The sequence below is a fragment of the Chitinophaga arvensicola genome (assembly GCF_900110835.1).
Classification (GTDB): domain Bacteria; phylum Bacteroidota; class Bacteroidia; order Chitinophagales; family Chitinophagaceae; genus Chitinophaga; species Chitinophaga arvensicola.
This window is the reverse complement of the sequence record NZ_FOJG01000001.1, coordinates 1,602,940-1,621,701: the sequence shown is the minus strand read 5'-3', so window position 1 is coordinate 1,621,701 and position 18,762 is coordinate 1,602,940. Positions and strand designations below refer to the sequence as shown.

Sequence of the window (18,762 nt, the reverse complement as noted above, 5' to 3'; positions counted from 1 at the left end):
GATAAATGGAATATACATCCTATTGATTTACCTTGTTGCGGATAGTTTGTGACATTCGAAACATGAAAAATACATCCGCCACCTTCATCGCAACAGGAGACATTATTCCTGGCAACCGCCTGCTGGCAGCGCTTACCAGTCAAAACAAAGCACTGCATCTGCTCTTCCTCGCCGGCTTCTGGATCTGTGGCTTTATCGCCATCGTTTTTTATACCGGCAACCCACGTGGAGGAGACGCGCAGTTCTGGTACTTCACTGTACTTCATTTTCTGTTCTTTATTTACTTCGGCAGGTATTTGTGTGGAAAATATCTGCTGACAGGAAAGCCGATATTCTTTACCCTTTCTTTTTTACTCTGCTGGAGCATTATTACGATTGCTCATGGTACCGTTTTCGATCTTGTATATCATATCCGCTACCAGGGATCCAGGGTACTGACGATGATAGCTATTGCCCCGGTAATCTTCATCGGCTTTTGCATGGGCGTATTCCTGAAACTACTCCGGCATACCCTCCGGGAACAATATGCCACTGCTACACAACAAAAAAGTGAACTTGATCTGTTGCTATCACAGCTAAGTCCCCATTTCCTTTTTAACACATTAAATAATCTCTACGGACTGTCGCTGACAAAGCACGAACGCATGCCCGAAATGATCCTCAAATTATCGGACCTGTTACGTTATTCCGTATATGACGCCAAACAAACCTTTGTACCGCTTACAGCCGAACTCGCCTATATCGATAACTATATTGAACTGGCCAGAACCAATATTGGCAGCAGATTAGTGCTGCATACCAGCATAGCGCCCGTTACAGATACCCACATCAAAATAGCCCCTATGCTGTTAATTGTATTCGTGGAAAACGCCTTTAAGCATGCCGTTAATACCACAGCCAAAAACATATACATAGATATCCGTTTAAGCATCACCAATAAACGTATATGCTTTACTGTTAAAAATTCCTTCGGGGAAAAAGAAGCGTCCATGCCTGGTAAAAATGGCGGCGTAGGACTGGCCAACACACTCAAACGCATGGAGTTGCTGTATAACAACGGCTATGAATATCACACGACCATCACTGATGGTAATTATACTGCCACCTTAACACTTAATACGCCACAGTAATGATAAACTGCCTGATCATCGATGATGCACCCATTGCGCGGGAAATAGTAGCAGCCTATTGCAGTCATCTTCCTTTTTTACATATAGCAGGAAGCTGCGGCGACGCACTGGAAGCGAAAAGTATATTGGAAACCATTCCCGTACAACTGTTGTTCTTAGATATCAATATGCCGGTGCTGAATGGCATCAGTTTTTTGAGAACATTGAAAGAAGTACCCGCCGTCATATTCACCACTGCGTATAAGGAATACGCCACGGATGCCTTTGACCTGGCCGCCTGCGACTACCTGGTAAAACCATTTTCACTGGAACGGTTTATAGTAGCGGTAGATAAAGCCAGGCAGAAAATACAATCCGCCGGACAACATATCTTCCTGAAAGCTGCCGGGAAAATATACCAGGTGCAATACGATGATATCCTGTATGCGGAAGCCCGGGGCAACTATACCAGGGTAGTTACTTCCCAACAGGTGATTGTTTCCAACATCTCCTTTTCCCAACTGGAAGCCACGCTGCCACCGGCGCTCTTTCTCCGCGTACACCGGTCGTTTATGATCCACAAAAACAAGATTTCACACATACAAGGTAATTGCATCTACATCGGCCAGCAGGATATCCCTATCGGGAATCATTACAAGGATTCCCTGTTCAAAATATTAGGGGTGTAATGCTGAGAGGAAGTAACGTTATTGTAGCTGATAAAACCCGCTGCCAACCAGTTGCAGGGAGTAAACCACCCTATTACGACAGCACAAGATAAGAAGGCAAAAAGCGATCAAAGCACTGCGCTGTTTCAATAGCTTTTTACTTTACCTTTATGTCACCACCTTTAATCCCGCCACCGCTGTATGAAAAAAATTGTTCTGTTAGCAATTGCCTGTATGGTTGGACTCCATGCATTTCCACAACGCTTCTTCCATTCGCTGGGATTCCCTGTTTTTATAGACCGTACTTCTTCCAAAAGTGTAACCAGCGTAGGGCTTACGTATTCCATCCGCTACAATGTGGTGGAGAGGGAAAACATGTCACTTTCACTGGGCATTCCATTTTCCTTTGGCGGATCAGGGCACAGTCCGGGCAAAAAAACAGATTGGTATTATGATCTGGATGGCAATATGATCTATTACGCCACGGATGAAGATGAAGAAGGCCCTTTTACAAAGGCGCGCGCCATGGTGGATATTCCGTTGGTGATACAATTCAACTTCGGCGCCTTTTCTACCGGGGCGGCTAAAAACAGTATGGGGTTCTTTGCCGGTGGAGGACTTGGTTATCACTACGGACCGGTGAATGTAACGCATAAGGACCCACGAAATAATACCTTTATAGATTCTACCATGCAACACTCAGTAGGACCCATGGCGAATGCGGGTATCAGGATCGGGTTGGGCAAAAAGAAGAACGGCGCCATAGAGTTGAAGGGTTCTTACATGAAGAGCTTCACCCGGCGCCGCGCTGACATTTATGGCATTACTTTATTGTATCTTTTTTATACCGGAAAATCTAATGATTGATATTCACGGCTACCCGTGCAAAATAAAATGAGCCCAATGTGCCCATCTGCACAGATGCATACTTAAACACACCAAAATAACTGTTACCATAAACCTGTTCATCCGGGAATACATCCAGGATATTGTTAGCACCCACGGTAAATGTAAAGGGCTGCAAATTGTAGCTGAAAGACAGATCCGTTACCACTTTCCCCTTATGCACCTGCACTTCTCCAAAAGGGAAACTATTGCGGGATACTTCTCCGAAATACACATTCCGCAACAGCACACTAAATTTCTTATAGCTATAGGTAAGCGACAGATTCGCTTTCACCCGTGGTGTACCTTCTGTAATCAGGATGCTGTCGTTTGGCGAAAAGAAGATCTGTTCCTGTCCTTTTAAACCGGCCGGGATATGTAAATCACCCGTGATGGTATTCTTGTTGTAATTAAAGCCCAGCGACGCATTAAAGCCATGCGGACCGGAACGCAGGTTGTAATCCGCTACCACATCAATACCCGCTGTACGGGTATCGATGCCGTTACTGAAGAACCTTGCGGAGCTGGCGCCCAGCGGGTTGATGATCTTCTGTATCGCTTCCACCGGATTGCCGTTGGCATCAAAGCCGAAGCTGCCGGTTAATACGATCCTGTTTTTGATCTGCGTAAGATAACCATCTACCGAAATACTGAAATTACGGGCCGCCTGCGCAGTAAAGCCAAGGCTATAGTTCACAGAGGTTTCCTGTTTCAGTTTAGGAATGCCCAATGCCTTTGCCACCGCACTCTGGTTGGTAAAAAATCCTGACTGTCCGAGGGTGTTATCCGGCAGGATATCGGTACTCACGTAACTAAAGTATTGCTGATGCAATGAGGGCGCACGGAAGCCATTACTGATAGCGCCGCGTACATTGAACACCTCTGAAATTTTATACCGGGTAGCAAACTTGCCACTTAATGCGGTACCAAAATCACTGTAGTGTTCCAGTCGCGATGCCGCGCTGATCAACCACCGGGAAGTAATATCCAGTTCCCCATCTACATAAATACCCGTGTTATTCCTGTTTTTATGGATGGCATTATCAGGAGAGAAGCCGGTAAAAGACTGCGATCCACCAGCCAGTCCGGATGGATTTGTCACGGTGCCATCATTTCCCACTACCAATGCATAATTTTTCCAGGAAGCCTCTTCGCCGCTACGGATGCGATAATCATCGACCCGAAATTCCGCACCAAAGGCCAGGTTCAGACCTGCAGCCACATTTGCAAAACGACGGCTGAAATCCAGGTTGGTGGTGTTTTGCAAAAATTCATGCCCACCGGCTTTAAAGCTGGTAGGGGAGGCGCTTTCCAGGGAAGCATTCACCGTATGATCTACTTTATAATCGAAGCGGTTATCCCCCAGGGTATTACTCAGATCTGCCTGCCATTCGCCCAGTTTATGTTTCACACCTACTGCAATGGAGCGGTCATGGATCCGGGAATCCGTGGTTGGCTGAAAACCATCCGGATAAATCGTATATACATTTACGGTAGGGTCGCTGGGTAACCGGCGGAAGCCAAAGCCTTCGCCTTGCCGGTAGCTGTAACCGCCAAATGAATAGAATTCGCTTTTCCCATTGCCGAAGGGAAGTGATAAATTATAAAAGACGCCGCCGTTTTTTATCTGTGCATCACCTATCTGAAAGTTGAAATCATCTCTTTTCAATCCTTTCTGTTTCAGCATATCGTCGTCGTACTTCCGGGAAGCCGCCGGATCATCGGTGAAGTCGTAGGCGAAGAAGTTATTGAGGGCCGACTGGTCAAAAATGATCAGGTTATTGTTTTGCGCACGGGTGGTTTTTCCTCGTTGGTAAGCCTCTCCGGTGATATTGATATAACCGCCCTGTTTACCCAGACCGGCGCCATAATTAAGACTCAATTGTCCGAGGCCACCATCGCCACGGGAAGTCACCCCACCTGTTAACGCTGCAAAAAGCTGATGCGTGTTTTGTTTCAGTACAATGTTGATCACCCCTGCAATGGCGTCGGAGCCGTATTGTGCAGAGGCGCCGTCGCGCAGCACTTCAATGCGCTCGATCGCTGCTGCGGGAATCGCATTCAGGTCGGTGCCTACGGAACCGTTGCCTACCGTTCCCTGGTTATTTACCAGCGATGTAGTATGACGGCGTTTTCCGTTGATCAGCACCAATAGCTGATCAGGTCCGAGGCCCCGGATACTGGCCGGATCTATATGTTCGCTGCCGTCGGAAGATGACTGCCGGTTGGAGTTGAACGACGGGGAAATATATTGCAGGATCTGATTCAGGTCGTTCTGCGGGGTGAGTACCTGTATTTTTGAGAGATGGAATACATCTACGGGTGCTACTGTGTTCAACCTGGTGCGCCCGCTGCTGCGGGTACCTACGGTCACCACTTCATTCAGGGTACGTACAGCCGGCGCCGGGATGGTATCTGCGGTGCCTTGCGCCGTAGCGGCCATGCTGATGGGGAAAAGTATAAAAGCAGGGTATAGATATTTTATCATCGGTAGGGATTTATTTTTTGGGAGACAAGGTGACTTCCACGCTCCACTCACTACCGCTGCCTATATGATAAGTGGCGGCAAAGTTGCCCTGGTTCAGTGCAAACGATAATTGCAGCAGGCTGTTGAGGTAACTGAGCGGTTTTCCTTCGGCCACGGCGCCAAAAGTTTGGCTGTAAGGCGCATCTGTTTCGTGTACCTTTTTGCCGTTATGGAAGAAAGTGACATGCAGGATATCGCCGTATTGCGGATGCAGCTGGTTCAGTAAATCGCCCGTGATGTTGGTCCATACGTTGCCATACTGCACATCTAAAATAGAAATGTTGCCTTTCAGCTTTCCTCCTTCCAATGCGGGGGCCTGGTAAGGAATTTTTACTACCTGGGCAGGTAGCACGGGTCCTACCTGGTCAAAGGTGATAGCACCGGCTGCCAGTCGCGCGCCGGTATAGGCATACACATCCCGGCCATGGAACGTATAGGATTTCTGGGAGTCTTTCCGCCGGTTCACGGCTTCGTTGATCTCCCGTATTTCCGCGATGCCTTCAGAGGCGGCAATCAGGGTAAGGGTGCCATTATCGGGCGTCACAATAAAGTGGCCGCTGTTGGTTTTGAGCACCACCGATTTACGGCTGGTACCAACGCCGGGATCTACTACCGATACAAACACGGTGCCTGCAGGCCAGTAGGGAACGGTTTGTTGCAGCCGGTAAGCCGCTTCCCAGATATTATAAGCAGGTATTTCATGCGTCAGATCATATAATTTCAGATCAAAAGAAACGCCGGAGGCCACGCCTTTCATGGCGGATACGGCGCCATCTTTCAGGCCGAAATCCGATTGAAACACAACAATCTTGTTTTGAGCAAATCCGGTGCTGGTAAGAACCAATAATGCGATGCAGCTGATAAAATGATGTAATGCAATTCTCATGGGGAGTCGATTAGTCTACAAATTTAGTAGATTATTATGAAATCAGTAAAAATTCTTAACTTGAAGTTAATTCATCTGTAGTAAATGAAATACCAGGAAATACCACCGCCATCCTATCTTAAGCACCACGTCCGTTATTTCTGGACGCTGGAGAGCGGCGGTGTATCTGCCACACCACATATCTTCGGACCGGTAGCAGATGGATGCCCGGGATTGATTTTCCAGCAATCGGCCGACGGCATTTTTTACCAGGAAAAGAAGCCTTTGCCGGATCTGTTGCTGTATGGGCAAACCACTAAAGCCACTACACTTGAATTAACCGGCGGCGTGTATGCCATCGGGGTATGTTGCTATCCCAATGCGCTGAAATCTGTTTTTGGCTTAAATGCGGATGAACTGACCAATAGCTGCTTAGACCTCGGCTTACTGGATAGAACGAAAGATTTTCACCTGGCAGAAAAGCTGGGGAATACCTTGTCGTTAGCCGGGAAAATCGATATCATTGCCGCCTTCCTGTTCCAACAGATCAATAAAAGCAGTACAACTACCGACACTGTTACACAGTATGCATTGTCGCAGATCATTGCCTCCAGGGGCAGCATTGCGTTGAAAGACTTACAGCAGGAGTTGCAGTTAACGGAAAGAAGTTTTGAGCGCCGGTTCAAACAGGGCGTTGGCATCTCCCCCAAATTATTTTCGCGTATATGCCGCTTTCAGCACTCATTGGCGCAGTTAAAAAGTAATAACTATACCAAGCTTTCCGATATTGCTTTTGAAAACGACTATGCGGATCAGTCGCACTATATCCGGGCTTTCAAAGAATTCACCGGCTTCTCCCCTTATCAGTACCAGAAAAAATCGAGTGAGATCGGCACCAACTTCATGCTGAGAAATTCCTGAGCACCTGTCGGTTTTGTTCTATTTCCGGGGTAAGCATCGTCCTAATTTTGGATCATAAAATTAAAGACGATGAAGTTACTTATTTTCGGCGCCACCGGCGGCACAGGACGCGAATTGGTTACCCAGGCACTCCGGCAGGGACATACTGTTACCGCATTTGTACGCAACCCATCCCTGGTGCAACAGCAACATCCACAACTCACTATTGTAAAAGGCGACGTACTGGATTACAATACCATTGAACCAGCTATAGCCGGCCACGACGCTGTGTTATCCGCCATCGGCATGCCCGCCAATAAAACCGGCGTATTGCGCTCGGAAGGTACCCGCAATATTATCCGTGCCATGGAAAAGAAAGGATTGAAACGGTTTATCTGTCAAACTTCACTGGGCTATGGCGATAGCCGGGAAGTACTGAACAGAACACCCTTTATTTTCAAATACATTATCGTGCCTTTTATATTAAAGAAAGGATTTGCAGATCATGCGTTACAGGAACAGTATATCAAAGGCAGTTCGCTCGACTGGGTGATTGTACGGCCGGGCAACCTGACAGATGGAGAACTGACAGGCCGCTACCGGTATGGTTTTGCGCCCACAGATCCGAATATCACTGTAAAAGTTTCCCGGGCAGATGTAGCTGATTTTATGCTGAAACAACTGAACGATTCCAGGTTTATTCATCAAACACCGGGCATTTCTTACTGGAAATAATTCTAAATTGGGTGCAAAGACACACCTGTATGAAGATTTTTACATCCACTCCGCAGCTCATACTGCGGGAGCTTATACCGGCGGATGCTGCCGGGATGTTTGAACTGGACTCAGACGAAGCGGTACATCTTTACCTGGGCAATAACCCCGTAAAAACGATCGCTGAATCAAGTGCGGTGATAGAGATGATCCGGCAGCAGTATAAAGACAATGGCATTGGCAGATGGGCGGTTATAGAAAAAGAGACCAATCATTTTGTGGGATGGGCAGGATTGAAACTCATCAAGGAACCGGTCAATGGTCATGTTAATTATTACGATGTAGGGTACCGGTTTATTAAAAGATACTGGGGAAAAGGCTATGCCACGGAATGCGCCATTGCATCACTGGCGTATGGATTTAACGAACTGAAAGCGGATCAGCTCTTCGCCATGACAGATGCCGGCAACGCCGCCTCCCGGCGCGTACTGGAAAAGGTTGGCTTCATGCAGAACGGCACTTTTTACGAAGACGGGATATTACATAACTGGTTTGAAATCAGTAAGGATAAGTGGCTGTTATCACACAGCTGAAAGAGGGATACTGACTGAGGTGTAATTACAGCGGGGCTTTATAACTTGCTATACACAAAAAGTGACCGGTGTTGCCATCCTTTACCCTCAATCAGTATCCCGTATTATGAAGATTAACAGCATACAGTTATTAAGAGCAGTAGCAGTTATCCTGGTGGTACATGTTCATGCCATTGATCTGCAGGAAGCCTTCGCTGTTTCCCATCAACAGAAGTTTTTTTTCCTGGAAAACTTCGGTGCTATCGGCGTAGACCTGTTCTTTGGTATCTCTGGTTTTATTATCAGCTATGTAGCCAGTAATTACTTTGGCGCCCGCGACGGTGCCGACTTCCTGAAGAAACGTTTTCTGAGGATCAACCCGATTTACTATGTAGCCAGTGTATGCTACATGGTACTGTTTTGCTTATACGATCAGTTTTACCCGCTCACCGCTATTTTATATGGATGGAGAGATACCATCTTTATGTTGCCCGTATTAAACTCACAGAAATGGCTGGCGCCTATCCTGGTAGTGGGCTGGTCGCTGAGTTATGAGTGGTGGTTTTATATGTTGTTTTTTGTATTGATTTTATTCCGCACAAAATATAAAACGTTATTGCTGTTACTTGTTATTCCTGCGCTGGTACTTGCCGGCGTATTATTAAAACCTACGGATTTCAGGCTGATATTCTATACCAATCCTATTATGCTGGAATTCCTTTTCGGTGTGATTATTTTCTGGTTATACCGTCATGCAAAAGTGCCGGTGGGTATTGCGTGGCTGTTGCTGGCAGTGGGTGTAGGTGGTTACATTTATAACATCTGGCATGGCTTCGGAAATATTTCTGAACTGGGTAGCGTGACCAGTGGCACCGGTAGCATGAAAAGGGTATGGTTATGGGGCTTGCCCAGTGCGTGTATCCTGGCCGGCTGTATCTTCCTGGAAAAGAAAGACGTATGGAACCGGCTATGGAACAACCGACCGGGCCTGCTGATCGGAGATGCCTCTTATTCTATTTACCTGACTCACTATACCTTCTTTTACCTGCTTGCGCAGATTTATGCCCGCACCGGTTATTTCATGAATGCAGATGTATCTATCATCGTGCATATGGTGCTGGCTATTGCCGTGGGTATCTTCTTTTACTACAAGGTGGAGCGACCGCTGATCAAGATGCTGCATGCACCAAAACCAGCCACACCAACCCCACCACCCGTTCATACAGCTATGCCATGATTTAGTATCAGGGGGTATTGGGAATCCAGCCCCCTCTTTTCATCCACCACAGCATAGGATCCAGCCATTCGTATACGGGTAACCGTTGTGTAAAGCCGTGATTGCCGGTAGGGAAAAGATGTAGTTCTGCCGGAATACCTCCCCGTTGCATAGCCTGGTAAAAAGCGACGCTGTTATTTACATTCACCACGGCATCATCGTTGGTATGCGTGATATAAGCAGGAGGTGTATTATTATTTACCCATTCTTCGTTGGAAAAGAAAGCGATCTTCTCTTTGGAAGGATCGTTACCAAGCAGGTTTATACTGGAGCCCTGGTGTGTCAGTTCCTTATTCATGCTGATCACCGGGTATACCAGGATCATAAAGTCCGGGCGGAGATCTGTATTTTCCTTGTTGGGTATGTAGCTGCGGGCGCTGTGCGTGCCCAGCGTAGAAGCTACGTGGCCTCCGGCAGAGTAGCCGGCAATTCCTATCTTGTGCGGATCAATTCCCCATGTAGCGGCATTCATCCGCACCGTTTTGATCGCCTGCTGGGCATCCTGCAGGGGCCCCATACTTTTATCCCGCATGGTGGCATCTGAAGGCAACCGGTACTTCACTACAAATGCTGTTACCCCTTTGGTAATAAACGCTTCTGCTATCTTCGTGCCTTCTTCGGCAAAGGCCAGGAAAGCGTAGGCACCGCCGGGAAAGATGATAACTGCCGCTCCGTTGGGCTTTTCAGGCTTATAAATGGTGAGGGTAGGTGCGTCGGCAGGTGCAATTTTGCCAATGCTGTTAGGAATTGAATCCTTGTATAAAGGCTTTATTTCCTGGGCTTTTACGGATACTGTAAGGATAGGTAACGCAAAAACAAGAAGGGCCAGCATTTTCTTCCTGCGCGGATAATTGAGTTGAATCATCCCTCAAAAGAAAAAATTGCAGCCCTTCCAAGTGTTTACGAAATCTTAAATATTATGTGATTACAAATAGTTGCCTATTTCTCCGCTACGGCCAGCAGGAACCAGGCGGCATGGGGTAACCATTGCTCCGCCCAGCGCCAGTCGTAATCTTTACCCGTAGTAGCATAAGACACGTTGAAATCAATATCATTTTCACTTGTCAGTCCGCCGGTAATGCCGTTCACGATCCCACCCGGGGCATTGGTATATTCAAAGGTGCCAAAGAAGCCATAAGCGGGGTTATTATGCCCGCTGCCCTGCAACATACAGGCATCAAAAGGATTAAGCCCCAGGATCCAGTTGAGCTGCTGCAACGCCAGGTTCTCCAGGCTGTCGCTCAGTGCAGGTTCCGTTTTGAAGAATTTAGCCGCCATCCGGGCAGCGGTGGCAATGGAACCCAACCGGGCATTCTCTCCCTGCCACCATGGCGATGCCTCACTGCCCTGCGGGAAGAAGAAAGCCGTTTTACGCACACCTGCCGTGTCTTCTGTGTATTGCCGGCTATAGCCGAACGGGTTATTTACTTCTGCTGTTACCGCCAGCTCATACTGTACCGATTTGCGGATAGTTGTTTTCAATCTGTCCTGCTCAGCCGCCGTTGCCAACGGATAGTAGTTCAGCAACGCCACCACCGGCAGCCCCGCATCAGACGGGTGAAAGAAAGGACGATCCTTATCATCTGCCCGGAAGTAATTGGTATATTTTCCTTTGCTGATCAGCCGGTCCGCCAACTGAGCGGCCCGCTTACCGGCAGCTGCCAGGTATACCGGCTTCTTCGTGGCTTTATATAACTCGGTTGCGGCACTCAATGCGCAATAATCATCTACAATATTCTCTTTCCCGTCATTGGTCATCCGGGCATTTTCTTTTTCCAGGAAAGCAAAGGCTTCCTCTGCAGCTTTCAGGTAATCCCTGTTGGTAAATTCACCGGAAGTATCGTAGGTGGAAGCAATGGCCAGGGCCGCTATCGACAGTCCTGCCCCGGAACGGTAGCTCGACTGGTAACTGCGCCAGTCGTTATCTTCCCCGGAAGAATTGCTGCTGTACGACTGATCCTTATTCTGTTTGATCCGGTAGCCTTTATCTTCTGCGCGGATCACGCGGTCTTTCGCCATTTTACCGGGACCAGGGGCGGACACCGACCGGTAAAAGGAGCCATTGGGCGCCTTCAACCGCACCAGGTAATCAGCCCCATACATGGCTTCATCCTGGATCCGGCGCAGGTACTGCCGGTAATCGGTTCCTGGCTTCTGCTGCAGCAGGTCATATGTTTTCAGCAGGCTCCATACCGTGAGGGATACCTGCTGAGGATTGAAATAGGAGGAAAAAGATAAATGAGACAGGTGTTTTCCGTAGTCACCGGTGGCATCATACCAGCCACCATGCGCATCTATGGTATCCTTTGTTTTGCCGGCCAGCAACAGGTGATGATCTGCCTGGTCCAGCAATCCGGAGCTGCGCTGCCCTTTGAAATAATATACCACATCAGAAATAGTAGCCTGTTCCAGTACATTTTTATCGATAGAAAAAGGATAGGACTGCACGGGTTTGCCTGCTACATTCACCCGCAGAAAATAATTTCCTTTGGTAGTATAGCCGCTGAAATCGATGGTCCAGAAAAGCCAGTGTTTCCATTTATCTACCGGTCCGCTGAAATTCACTTTCCCGGTATATACCTTTTTGCCGGTAGCGGTTTCTATCAATTCAAACCCGGTAATATTCTCTTTCGTGTCTGCTACTACCACTGCTTTCTTCGGCAGGTTAAATTCGTAGCCAATATGATTGGTGAGTACTTTCACCGGTTGGGCCAGCAGGAGTTCTGGCGCCAGCAACAGCAGGAACAACATCCTTTTGATCAGAAATTTCATGTGTAAGTTTTAAAGCGACAAACAGGGTTGATAATATCATCAGATCCCTAAAATAATCAATCCCTTTTAAAGGATCCGGTCTTTTATTCCAATGGCGGGCCAGAAACATGGTCGATAAAATTGATATATTAGCGCCAGATTATCAAGCTTACATCTCTCCCGAAAAAAAATTTAAAAATATTTCCCGGCAGATGTCCAATCCGGATTTTCCCGATCCTTATTCAGGTATAAACAAACAAATTCATCACATACAAAACTTAATAAAATGGAACCAAGAATTAACTTAATGACCACCGGTGGAAAAGCAGTCAAAGCATTATCTTCTGTAGGCGCCTACCTGGCCAAAGCATCCGTAGAAGCCTCTTTGCTGCATCTGATCTACTTCCGTGTATCACAGATCAATGGTTGCGCTTTCTGCCTGGATATGCACGCCAAAGATGCACGGGCAGAAGGAGAAACAGAACAACGCCTCCACATGATAGCAGGCTGGAGAGAAGCCATCGTGTACACCGACCGCGAACGTGCTGCATTTGCCTGGGCAGAAGCCTTGACCACCATCCATCAGCATGAAGTACCGGATGCCGTGTATGAAGAATTGCGTAACCATTTTTCTGAAGAAGAAATTGTAGACCTGACCATCGCGGTAACTACCATTAACAGTTACAACCGGATCAACATTGCCTTCCGTACACCAGGTGGCCATTATCAACCCGGAATGTTCGCTGCAAAAGCCAACTAATAATTCCTATATTCAGGCACGATTTAAATAACACCGAGATGAAAGAATTCGCATTATTATTCCGGCAGTCAGAATACGCCTACGATAAACTCTCCGCTGAAGAATACCAGCACCTGCACAAGAACTGGCAGGACTGGATAGGCGGTATCGCTGCACAGGGAAAATTCGTCAATAAAGGATCCCGCCTGGCATTGGAAGGGAAAGTACTCAAAGCCGGTGGTGTAGTCACGGATGGTCCTTTTGTGGAGATCCGGGAGCGGCTCGGTGGCTTTATCGTAGTAATGGCCGATAGCCTGGAAGAGGCCACCACCCTGGCACACGGCTGTCCGGCATTAAACTACAGCGGCAGTGTGGAAGTAAGAGAACTCATGCAATAACCGTTGTACCGTGATACGGGCTTCACGGTACAACGAAAAAAAACCACGCTGGCGCCAGCGTGGTTTCACTATGTTATATGGAAAAGGAACCAGTATCGCTGAAGCAGTTATTCAAACAGGAATTCTCCAAGATGGTGGCGGTGATCAGTAAGCTGTACGGATTACAGCACATTGAAATCGCGGAAGATATAGTCAGTGAAACCTTCCTGGTAGCCGCTGAAACCTGGGATACAAAAGGGCTGCCACCAAATCCGGCTGCCTGGCTGTATACCGTCGCCAAACAGAAAACGATCCATCATTTCAGAAGAAATAAAATTTTCGACGAAAAAGTACGACCGGAAGTAACCGCCCGGCACGAACTCGTGGAAGATGCCGATGCCTTGAACTTCTCACAGGAAAATATCAAAGACAGTCAGCTACAGATGCTGTTTGCCGTCTGCAATCCGGCTATTGCCAGCGAAGCGCAGATCGGACTGGCACTGCGTATCCTCTGCGGATTTGGTATCGATGAAATTGCAGAAGCCTTTCTATCCAATAAGGAAACCATCAATAAAAGATTGTTCCGCGCCAAAGAAAAACTGCGCACGGAAAACATAAAGATGGAATTGCCGCCGGCACAGGAAATTACACAACGCCTCGATAATGTGCTGCATATTATTTACTTACTTTTCAGCGAAGGATATTACTCCCAGACACAAAACGAGATCCTCCGGCAAGACCTTTGCGTAGAAGCCCTGCGCCTGGGGCTGATGCTGACGGAATACGACAAAACCAATCTGCCTAAAACAAATGCATTGATCGCACTGATGTGTTTTCATGCGTCCCGCTTCAATGCCCGTCAATCGCCCGAAGGCATACCGGTGCTCTACGAAGCACAGGATGAAACCCTCTGGGATCAGTCTCTCATACACCAGGGCATTCATTTCCTGCAATTATCTGCTGCCGGCAACGAAGTGACCTCCTACCATCTCGAAGCGAGGATTGCCTACTGGCACTGCCGGAAAGAAGATACCCCGGAAAAATGGGAAGAGATCCTGCAGCTGTATAATTCATTACTCATGATCAATTACTCCCCCAGCGTAGCCCTGAACCGCACCTTTGCATTATATAAGGCAAACGGACAGGCAGCGGCGCTGATAGAAGCTGAAAAATTGAAGCTGGAGAATAATCATTTCTACTTTATCTTACTGGGAGAATTGTATAAAAATATTGATAACAAAAAAGCCAGACTGAATTTTCAGAAGGCCTGGCAACTGGCCAAAACAGACACTGAAAAACAGGGCATACAGGCGCAAATCGATAGCATTCCCGATGAGCATACACACTAACCTGATCCGTAGTTTCGGATACCTGATCCATCTCGATGAAGCAGAAAAAGAATTCATCTCTTCTCTCTTCGTCAGCAAACAATATCAAAAAAATGATCACTTCCTGCGGGAAGGGCAGGTATGCCGGGAAGCAGGGTTTATTGAAAAAGGATTGATCCGCTACTATAACATCAAAGATTCCGGGGAAGAAGTGACCCTCGATTTCGGAAAAGAAAACGACTGGACCTGTAATTATGAAAGCTTCCTCGATCACTCTCCTTCCCTGCGTAACATAGAATGCCTGGAACCAACAGAGATATTAACGCTCTCGTACGAAAACCTGCAACGGATTTATAACGAAGTTAAAGAAGGGCAGAAGTTTGGCCGCCTGATCTGTGAGTTTTTATACCTGCAGGCCATCAAAAAACTCAACTCCCTTTATACCGATCTGCCGGAGCAACGATACCTTCATTTTGTAAATGACTATCCCGATCTGCAACAACGTGTTCCCCAATATTATATTTCTTCTTTTGTAGGTGTAAAACCTCCTTCTCTAAGCCGGATCAGAAAAAGATTATCGCTTTAGCTTTTTATTAACCTGGGTGAACGAACGCCGGGAAAGCGCTGTCTACTTTTGTTGCATCATCATTAAACAATGCACAAATGAAAAAGATTGCTTTCTACGGCACCCTGTTTATGGGTCTTATCCTGGTATTTATCGGCGGCCGCTTCCTCCTGGACCCATTGGGAGCTGAAACTGGCTTTGGTATTAGCGTTCCGGTAAATGGTAACTTCTCTTTCCACTATATCAAAGGCATCCGCGACCTGTTTACCGGTATCGTCATACTGGGCGTGTTATGGACCGGCGAACGCCGTGCCCTCGGTGTAGTAATGCTGGCCGGCGCCATGGTTCCTGTGGTGGATTTCAGCCTGGTGCTTAACTACCCGGCACATTTAACCGCCAGTCTTATTCCCCACCTGGTAGCCATTGTACTGGCCCTATTACTGGGTATCTATTACCTTTCTTCCACTGCTAAAAAACAACCTCATGCTGCTCTTTAATCTCGTTTTACTCCTGCATTTCGGATGCTTCCTCGCTTATCTGTTTACACTGGCCAGGCTCTGGTCCAGCTATCACACCCAGCTCCGGGATCATAAAGGACTGATACTGGGCATTATCCTGCTGGTTACCGGCGTAATACTGGTGGCGTTAAAGTATCCGCATGTGAATTATTACAAAGTAATACCTAAAACAGGGCTGTTTGCCGTGGTGACCGTGATCAATGGCGTGTTCAGCAATAAACCGTTTACGAAGACCGCCTACTATACTTTACTCGGCGTTACCGTAGCAGCGGCGGCTATTGCAGTATGGCACTGAAAAATGCTGCCAACACCGCTTCCAGGAAAGTGTTGTACTCATTATCAACATTTTACGGCAGGCTCAACAGTCATCCGAAACAGGCAAGACCTGCGCTGGCACAGCTCTTCCAGCAAAAAATTTTCCCGATTGCGTAAACTTTTCCCTTTTCGTCGTCGGACCTTTGCGGAAGTTTTCAATCAACCAGTGAATCTAAATGACCAGACTCTTATTAATACTGTGCGCCCTCTTCGGTTCGGCAGCAGTATACGCCCAGAACGGTACCATCGGTGGTACTGTCACCACCAGTGATGGCCAGCCGGCTATTAATGTTACTATAACGGTAGAACGTACCAGGCTTGGTAGCATCAGCAATGAAAAAGGGGAATATCTCATCAGGAATATCAAACCAGGTAACTGGACCCTGCGCATTACATCCGTTGGCTCTGCCACTCAGCTGAAAGAAGTAGCAGTGGCTGCCGGACAAACGCAGCAACTAAATTTCACCCTCAACGAAAGCGCTGCCCAGTTGAACGAAATCACTATTTCTTCCCGCAACATGAACCGGGAAAGCAAGGTAGTCGCTAAAATGCCGCTCAAAAACCTGGAGAATCCGCAGGTGTATAACAGTGTTTCCACTGAAATCATGAAGCAGCAGGGTATTACCACCTACGATGATGTAATGCGTAATGTACCGGGTATTGTACAAACGTGGCAGTCTACCGGCAGATCCGGAGACGGCGCCTCCTACTTCGCACTCCGTGGATTCGATGCACAGCCGTCTCTCATTAACGGCCTGCCCGGCATCACCAGTGGCAACCTTGACCCCGCCGATGTGGAAGAAGTACAAGTCATGAAAGGCCCTTCCGGTACGCTCTTCGGCGCCAGCTTTGTGAGCTACGGCGGTATTATCAACACCATCACCAAAAAGCCTTACTATGGCTTTGGTGGAGAAGTAGGATACAGCATCGGTAGCTTCGGCCTCAACCGCGTTACCGCCGATGTAAATACCCTCCTCAGCAAAAAGAAAAAAATTGCGATGAGGCTGAACGCAGCCTATACTTCTGAAAACTCCTTCCAGAACGCGGGTTTCCGGAAAGATCTTTTCATCGCACCTTCTTTTGTATATGAAGTAAATGACCGTCTCTCCTTTCATGTGATGGCAGAAATACTCCAGGAAAAAAGAGCGGTACCACCGGTGTTCTTTCACACCAACCGCGCAGCTCCGCTCGATTTTAAAAACATCCAGGAGCTGAACCTTAATGTGAAAGAATCATTCACCAGCAACGAACTCACCATCAAAAATCCACGGATCAACGTACAGGCACAGATGCTGTATAAGCTCTCCGGCAACTGGTCTTCCCAGACCGTTTTCTCCGGTAGCAGAACTAAATCCGACGGTGTTTATACTTATATCTGGGACCAGGACCCGGGTGATAAATGGTTTGGCCAGGATTTCCACATCGAAAATCAGACTACCAAAACCTTCGACATACAACAAAACTTCAACGGCGATTTCAAAATCGGTGGTTTGCGTAACCGCCTGCTGATCGGGCTGGACTACTTCCACCGCAACGTAGTGGATCAGGGCTCCGGCTGGGCAACCGGCAGAAACGTAAGTCCACAGGGTGATGTAACCGATTATACCAATCCGGAAACCAAGGAAGTACTCCCGGCCGTTCCGCTCACAAAGGATGCGGTATATGGCCTGCTCGCGGGCACGGACGGTAACAACTCCAACGTTACCAACAGTATCTACAGCTCCTATGTATCCGATGTGTTGAATATCACGCCTGCATTGTCTGTAATGCTGAGTCTCAGAGCCGATTACTTCGATTCAAAAGGAGATAAAAACGCCAAAGATGACAAGGGTTACCAACAGTTTGCCCTGTCGCCTAAATTTGGCGCGGTATACCAGATCGTACCTGATAAAGTATCCGTTTTTGCCAGTTATATGAATGCCTTTCTGAATGTAGCGCCTTCTTCTGTTTATAACACAGAAGGAACTTATGAACGTACCCAGTCGTTCAAACCGGAACACGCCAACCAGGTAGAATTTGGTATCAAAACAGATATCCTTGCAGATAAATTATACGGAACCTTATCTATATACGATATTAAAGTAGGCAACAAAGTAATCCCCGACAGCAAAAACCCGATGAACTCTACCCAGGGTGGTAAATTCGGCAGCCGTGGATTTGAAATAGACCTGAATGCTCATCCTACACAGGAACTGAACATCATTGCCGGTTACAGCTATAACCATACAAAAGTACTGGAAGGTAACGGCGATGACTTTTACAGTCAGCCAGGCAGGGCTCCAGGCGGGCAAGGACCACAGAACCTGGCCAATCTCTGGGCTACCTATAAATTTGTAAACGGCGCGCTGAAAAACTGCGGTATCGGCGCAGGTGGTAACTATGCCAGCAGGTATAAAGTGATCGACAACAGTGTAACAGGTGTCTTTTACCTGCCCAGTTATGCCCTGCTGAATGCCGGTGTATTTTACAATGCAAAACATTTCAGGGTATCCTTCAATGTGAATAACATCACCAACGAAGTGTATTATACCGGTTACTGGTCTGTAAATCCACAGAAACCGAGAAATTTTGTGGGAAGCGTAGCGTTTAAATTTTAATACTACGGGAAGATAAATAACGAAAGGATGTCTCACAAGGACATCCTTTTTTCATG

General features: G+C 47.4%; 19 protein-coding genes. 15 read left to right on the top strand and 4 right to left on the bottom strand.

Annotated features, from left to right (window positions below):
• The first annotated feature begins 62 nt into the window (after nucleotides 1–62).
• The 3 genes from BMW79_RS06930 to BMW79_RS06920 all read left to right on the top strand — a co-directional run bounded on the left by BMW79_RS06930 (nucleotide 63) and on the right by BMW79_RS06920 (nucleotide 2,644).
• A complete protein-coding gene (locus BMW79_RS06930; protein ID WP_089892331.1) occupies nucleotides 63–1,130 on the top strand; it encodes a sensor histidine kinase in 1,068 nt (355 codons plus the stop codon).
• Complete coding sequence (locus BMW79_RS06925) at nucleotides 1,130–1,798, top strand: LytR/AlgR family response regulator transcription factor (RefSeq protein ID WP_089892328.1); 669 nt, start codon at nucleotides 1,130–1,132, stop codon at nucleotides 1,796–1,798. The genes BMW79_RS06930 and BMW79_RS06925 overlap by 1 nt, the downstream gene beginning before the upstream one ends.
• A 180-nt stretch (nucleotides 1,799–1,978) precedes the next feature.
• Nucleotides 1,979–2,644, top strand: a complete 666-nt coding sequence (locus BMW79_RS06920) for a hypothetical protein (RefSeq protein WP_089892325.1) — start codon at nucleotides 1,979–1,981, stop codon at nucleotides 2,642–2,644.
• Here BMW79_RS06920 and BMW79_RS06915 read toward each other — a convergent pair.
• On the bottom strand, nucleotides 2,634–5,150 hold the full coding sequence (locus BMW79_RS06915; protein WP_089892323.1) for a TonB-dependent receptor plug domain-containing protein: 2,517 nt from the start codon (nucleotides 5,148–5,150) through the stop codon (nucleotides 2,634–2,636). The genes BMW79_RS06920 and BMW79_RS06915 overlap by 11 nt on opposite strands.
• Before the next feature lie 10 nt (nucleotides 5,151–5,160).
• Entirely contained in the window at nucleotides 5,161–6,075 is a 915-nt protein-coding gene (locus BMW79_RS06910; protein ID WP_089892320.1) for an SAM hydrolase/SAM-dependent halogenase family protein, read from the bottom strand.
• Nucleotides 6,076–6,159: 84 nt separating this feature from the next.
• Here BMW79_RS06910 and BMW79_RS06905 point away from each other — a divergent pair, with 84 nt between their 5' ends.
• From BMW79_RS06905 to BMW79_RS06890, 4 genes are all read left to right on the top strand, one after another.
• On the top strand, nucleotides 6,160–6,975 hold the full coding sequence (locus BMW79_RS06905; protein ID WP_089892317.1) for a helix-turn-helix domain-containing protein: 816 nt from the start codon (nucleotides 6,160–6,162) through the stop codon (nucleotides 6,973–6,975).
• A 69-nt stretch (nucleotides 6,976–7,044) separates the two neighbouring features.
• On the top strand, nucleotides 7,045–7,689 hold the full coding sequence (locus tag BMW79_RS06900; protein ID WP_089892314.1) for an NAD(P)-dependent oxidoreductase: 645 nt from the start codon (nucleotides 7,045–7,047) through the stop codon (nucleotides 7,687–7,689).
• Between the two features lie 29 nt (nucleotides 7,690–7,718).
• Entirely contained in the window at nucleotides 7,719–8,261 is a 543-nt protein-coding gene (locus tag BMW79_RS06895) for a GNAT family N-acetyltransferase (RefSeq protein ID WP_089892313.1), read from the top strand.
• A gap of 106 nt (nucleotides 8,262–8,367) precedes the next feature.
• Nucleotides 8,368–9,477, top strand: coding sequence for an acyltransferase family protein (locus tag BMW79_RS06890; protein WP_089892310.1), 1,110 nt, complete (start codon nucleotides 8,368–8,370; stop codon nucleotides 9,475–9,477).
• 7 nt (nucleotides 9,478–9,484) lie between these two features.
• On the opposite strand, the gene BMW79_RS06885 is transcribed toward BMW79_RS06890, so the two are convergent.
• Together BMW79_RS06885 and BMW79_RS06880 are read right to left on the bottom strand one after the other, a co-directional pair.
• Nucleotides 9,485–10,381 (bottom strand): alpha/beta hydrolase, encoded by an 897-nt coding sequence (locus BMW79_RS06885; protein ID WP_089892307.1) that lies wholly within the window; start codon nucleotides 10,379–10,381, stop codon nucleotides 9,485–9,487.
• Between the two features lie 74 nt (nucleotides 10,382–10,455).
• Nucleotides 10,456–12,288, bottom strand: coding sequence for a glycoside hydrolase family 9 protein (locus BMW79_RS06880; protein WP_218150286.1), 1,833 nt, complete (start codon nucleotides 12,286–12,288; stop codon nucleotides 10,456–10,458).
• A gap of 265 nt (nucleotides 12,289–12,553) precedes the next feature.
• Here BMW79_RS06880 and BMW79_RS06870 point away from each other — a divergent pair, with 265 nt between their 5' ends.
• The 8 genes from BMW79_RS06870 to BMW79_RS06840 all read left to right on the top strand — a co-directional run bounded on the left by BMW79_RS06870 (nucleotide 12,554) and on the right by BMW79_RS06840 (nucleotide 18,706).
• Entirely contained in the window at nucleotides 12,554–13,027 is a 474-nt protein-coding gene (locus tag BMW79_RS06870) for a carboxymuconolactone decarboxylase family protein (RefSeq protein WP_089892301.1), read from the top strand.
• A gap of 38 nt (nucleotides 13,028–13,065) precedes the next feature.
• Nucleotides 13,066–13,404: a YciI family protein gene (locus tag BMW79_RS06865; RefSeq protein WP_089892298.1), complete on the top strand. Its 339-nt coding sequence runs from the start codon at nucleotides 13,066–13,068 to the stop codon at nucleotides 13,402–13,404.
• Between the two features lie 77 nt (nucleotides 13,405–13,481).
• A complete protein-coding gene (locus BMW79_RS06860) occupies nucleotides 13,482–14,732 on the top strand; it encodes an RNA polymerase sigma factor (protein ID WP_089892295.1) in 1,251 nt (416 codons plus the stop codon).
• A complete protein-coding gene (locus tag BMW79_RS06855) occupies nucleotides 14,716–15,297 on the top strand; it encodes a Crp/Fnr family transcriptional regulator (protein WP_245752402.1) in 582 nt (193 codons plus the stop codon). Before BMW79_RS06860 ends, BMW79_RS06855 begins: the two co-directional genes overlap by 17 nt.
• 77 nt (nucleotides 15,298–15,374) lie before the next feature.
• Nucleotides 15,375–15,773 (top strand): DUF4267 domain-containing protein, encoded by a 399-nt coding sequence (locus BMW79_RS06850; protein WP_089892292.1) that lies wholly within the window; start codon nucleotides 15,375–15,377, stop codon nucleotides 15,771–15,773.
• Complete coding sequence (locus BMW79_RS06845) at nucleotides 15,760–16,089, top strand: hypothetical protein (protein WP_089892290.1); 330 nt, start codon at nucleotides 15,760–15,762, stop codon at nucleotides 16,087–16,089. Before BMW79_RS06850 ends, BMW79_RS06845 begins: the two co-directional genes overlap by 14 nt.
• A complete protein-coding gene (locus BMW79_RS33835) occupies nucleotides 16,080–16,226 on the top strand; it encodes a hypothetical protein (protein ID WP_177192067.1) in 147 nt (48 codons plus the stop codon). Before BMW79_RS06845 ends, BMW79_RS33835 begins: the two co-directional genes overlap by 10 nt.
• Before the next feature lie 59 nt (nucleotides 16,227–16,285).
• Nucleotides 16,286–18,706: a TonB-dependent receptor gene (locus BMW79_RS06840; RefSeq protein WP_089892287.1), complete on the top strand. Its 2,421-nt coding sequence runs from the start codon at nucleotides 16,286–16,288 to the stop codon at nucleotides 18,704–18,706.
• Nucleotides 18,707–18,762: the final 56 nt, after the last annotated feature.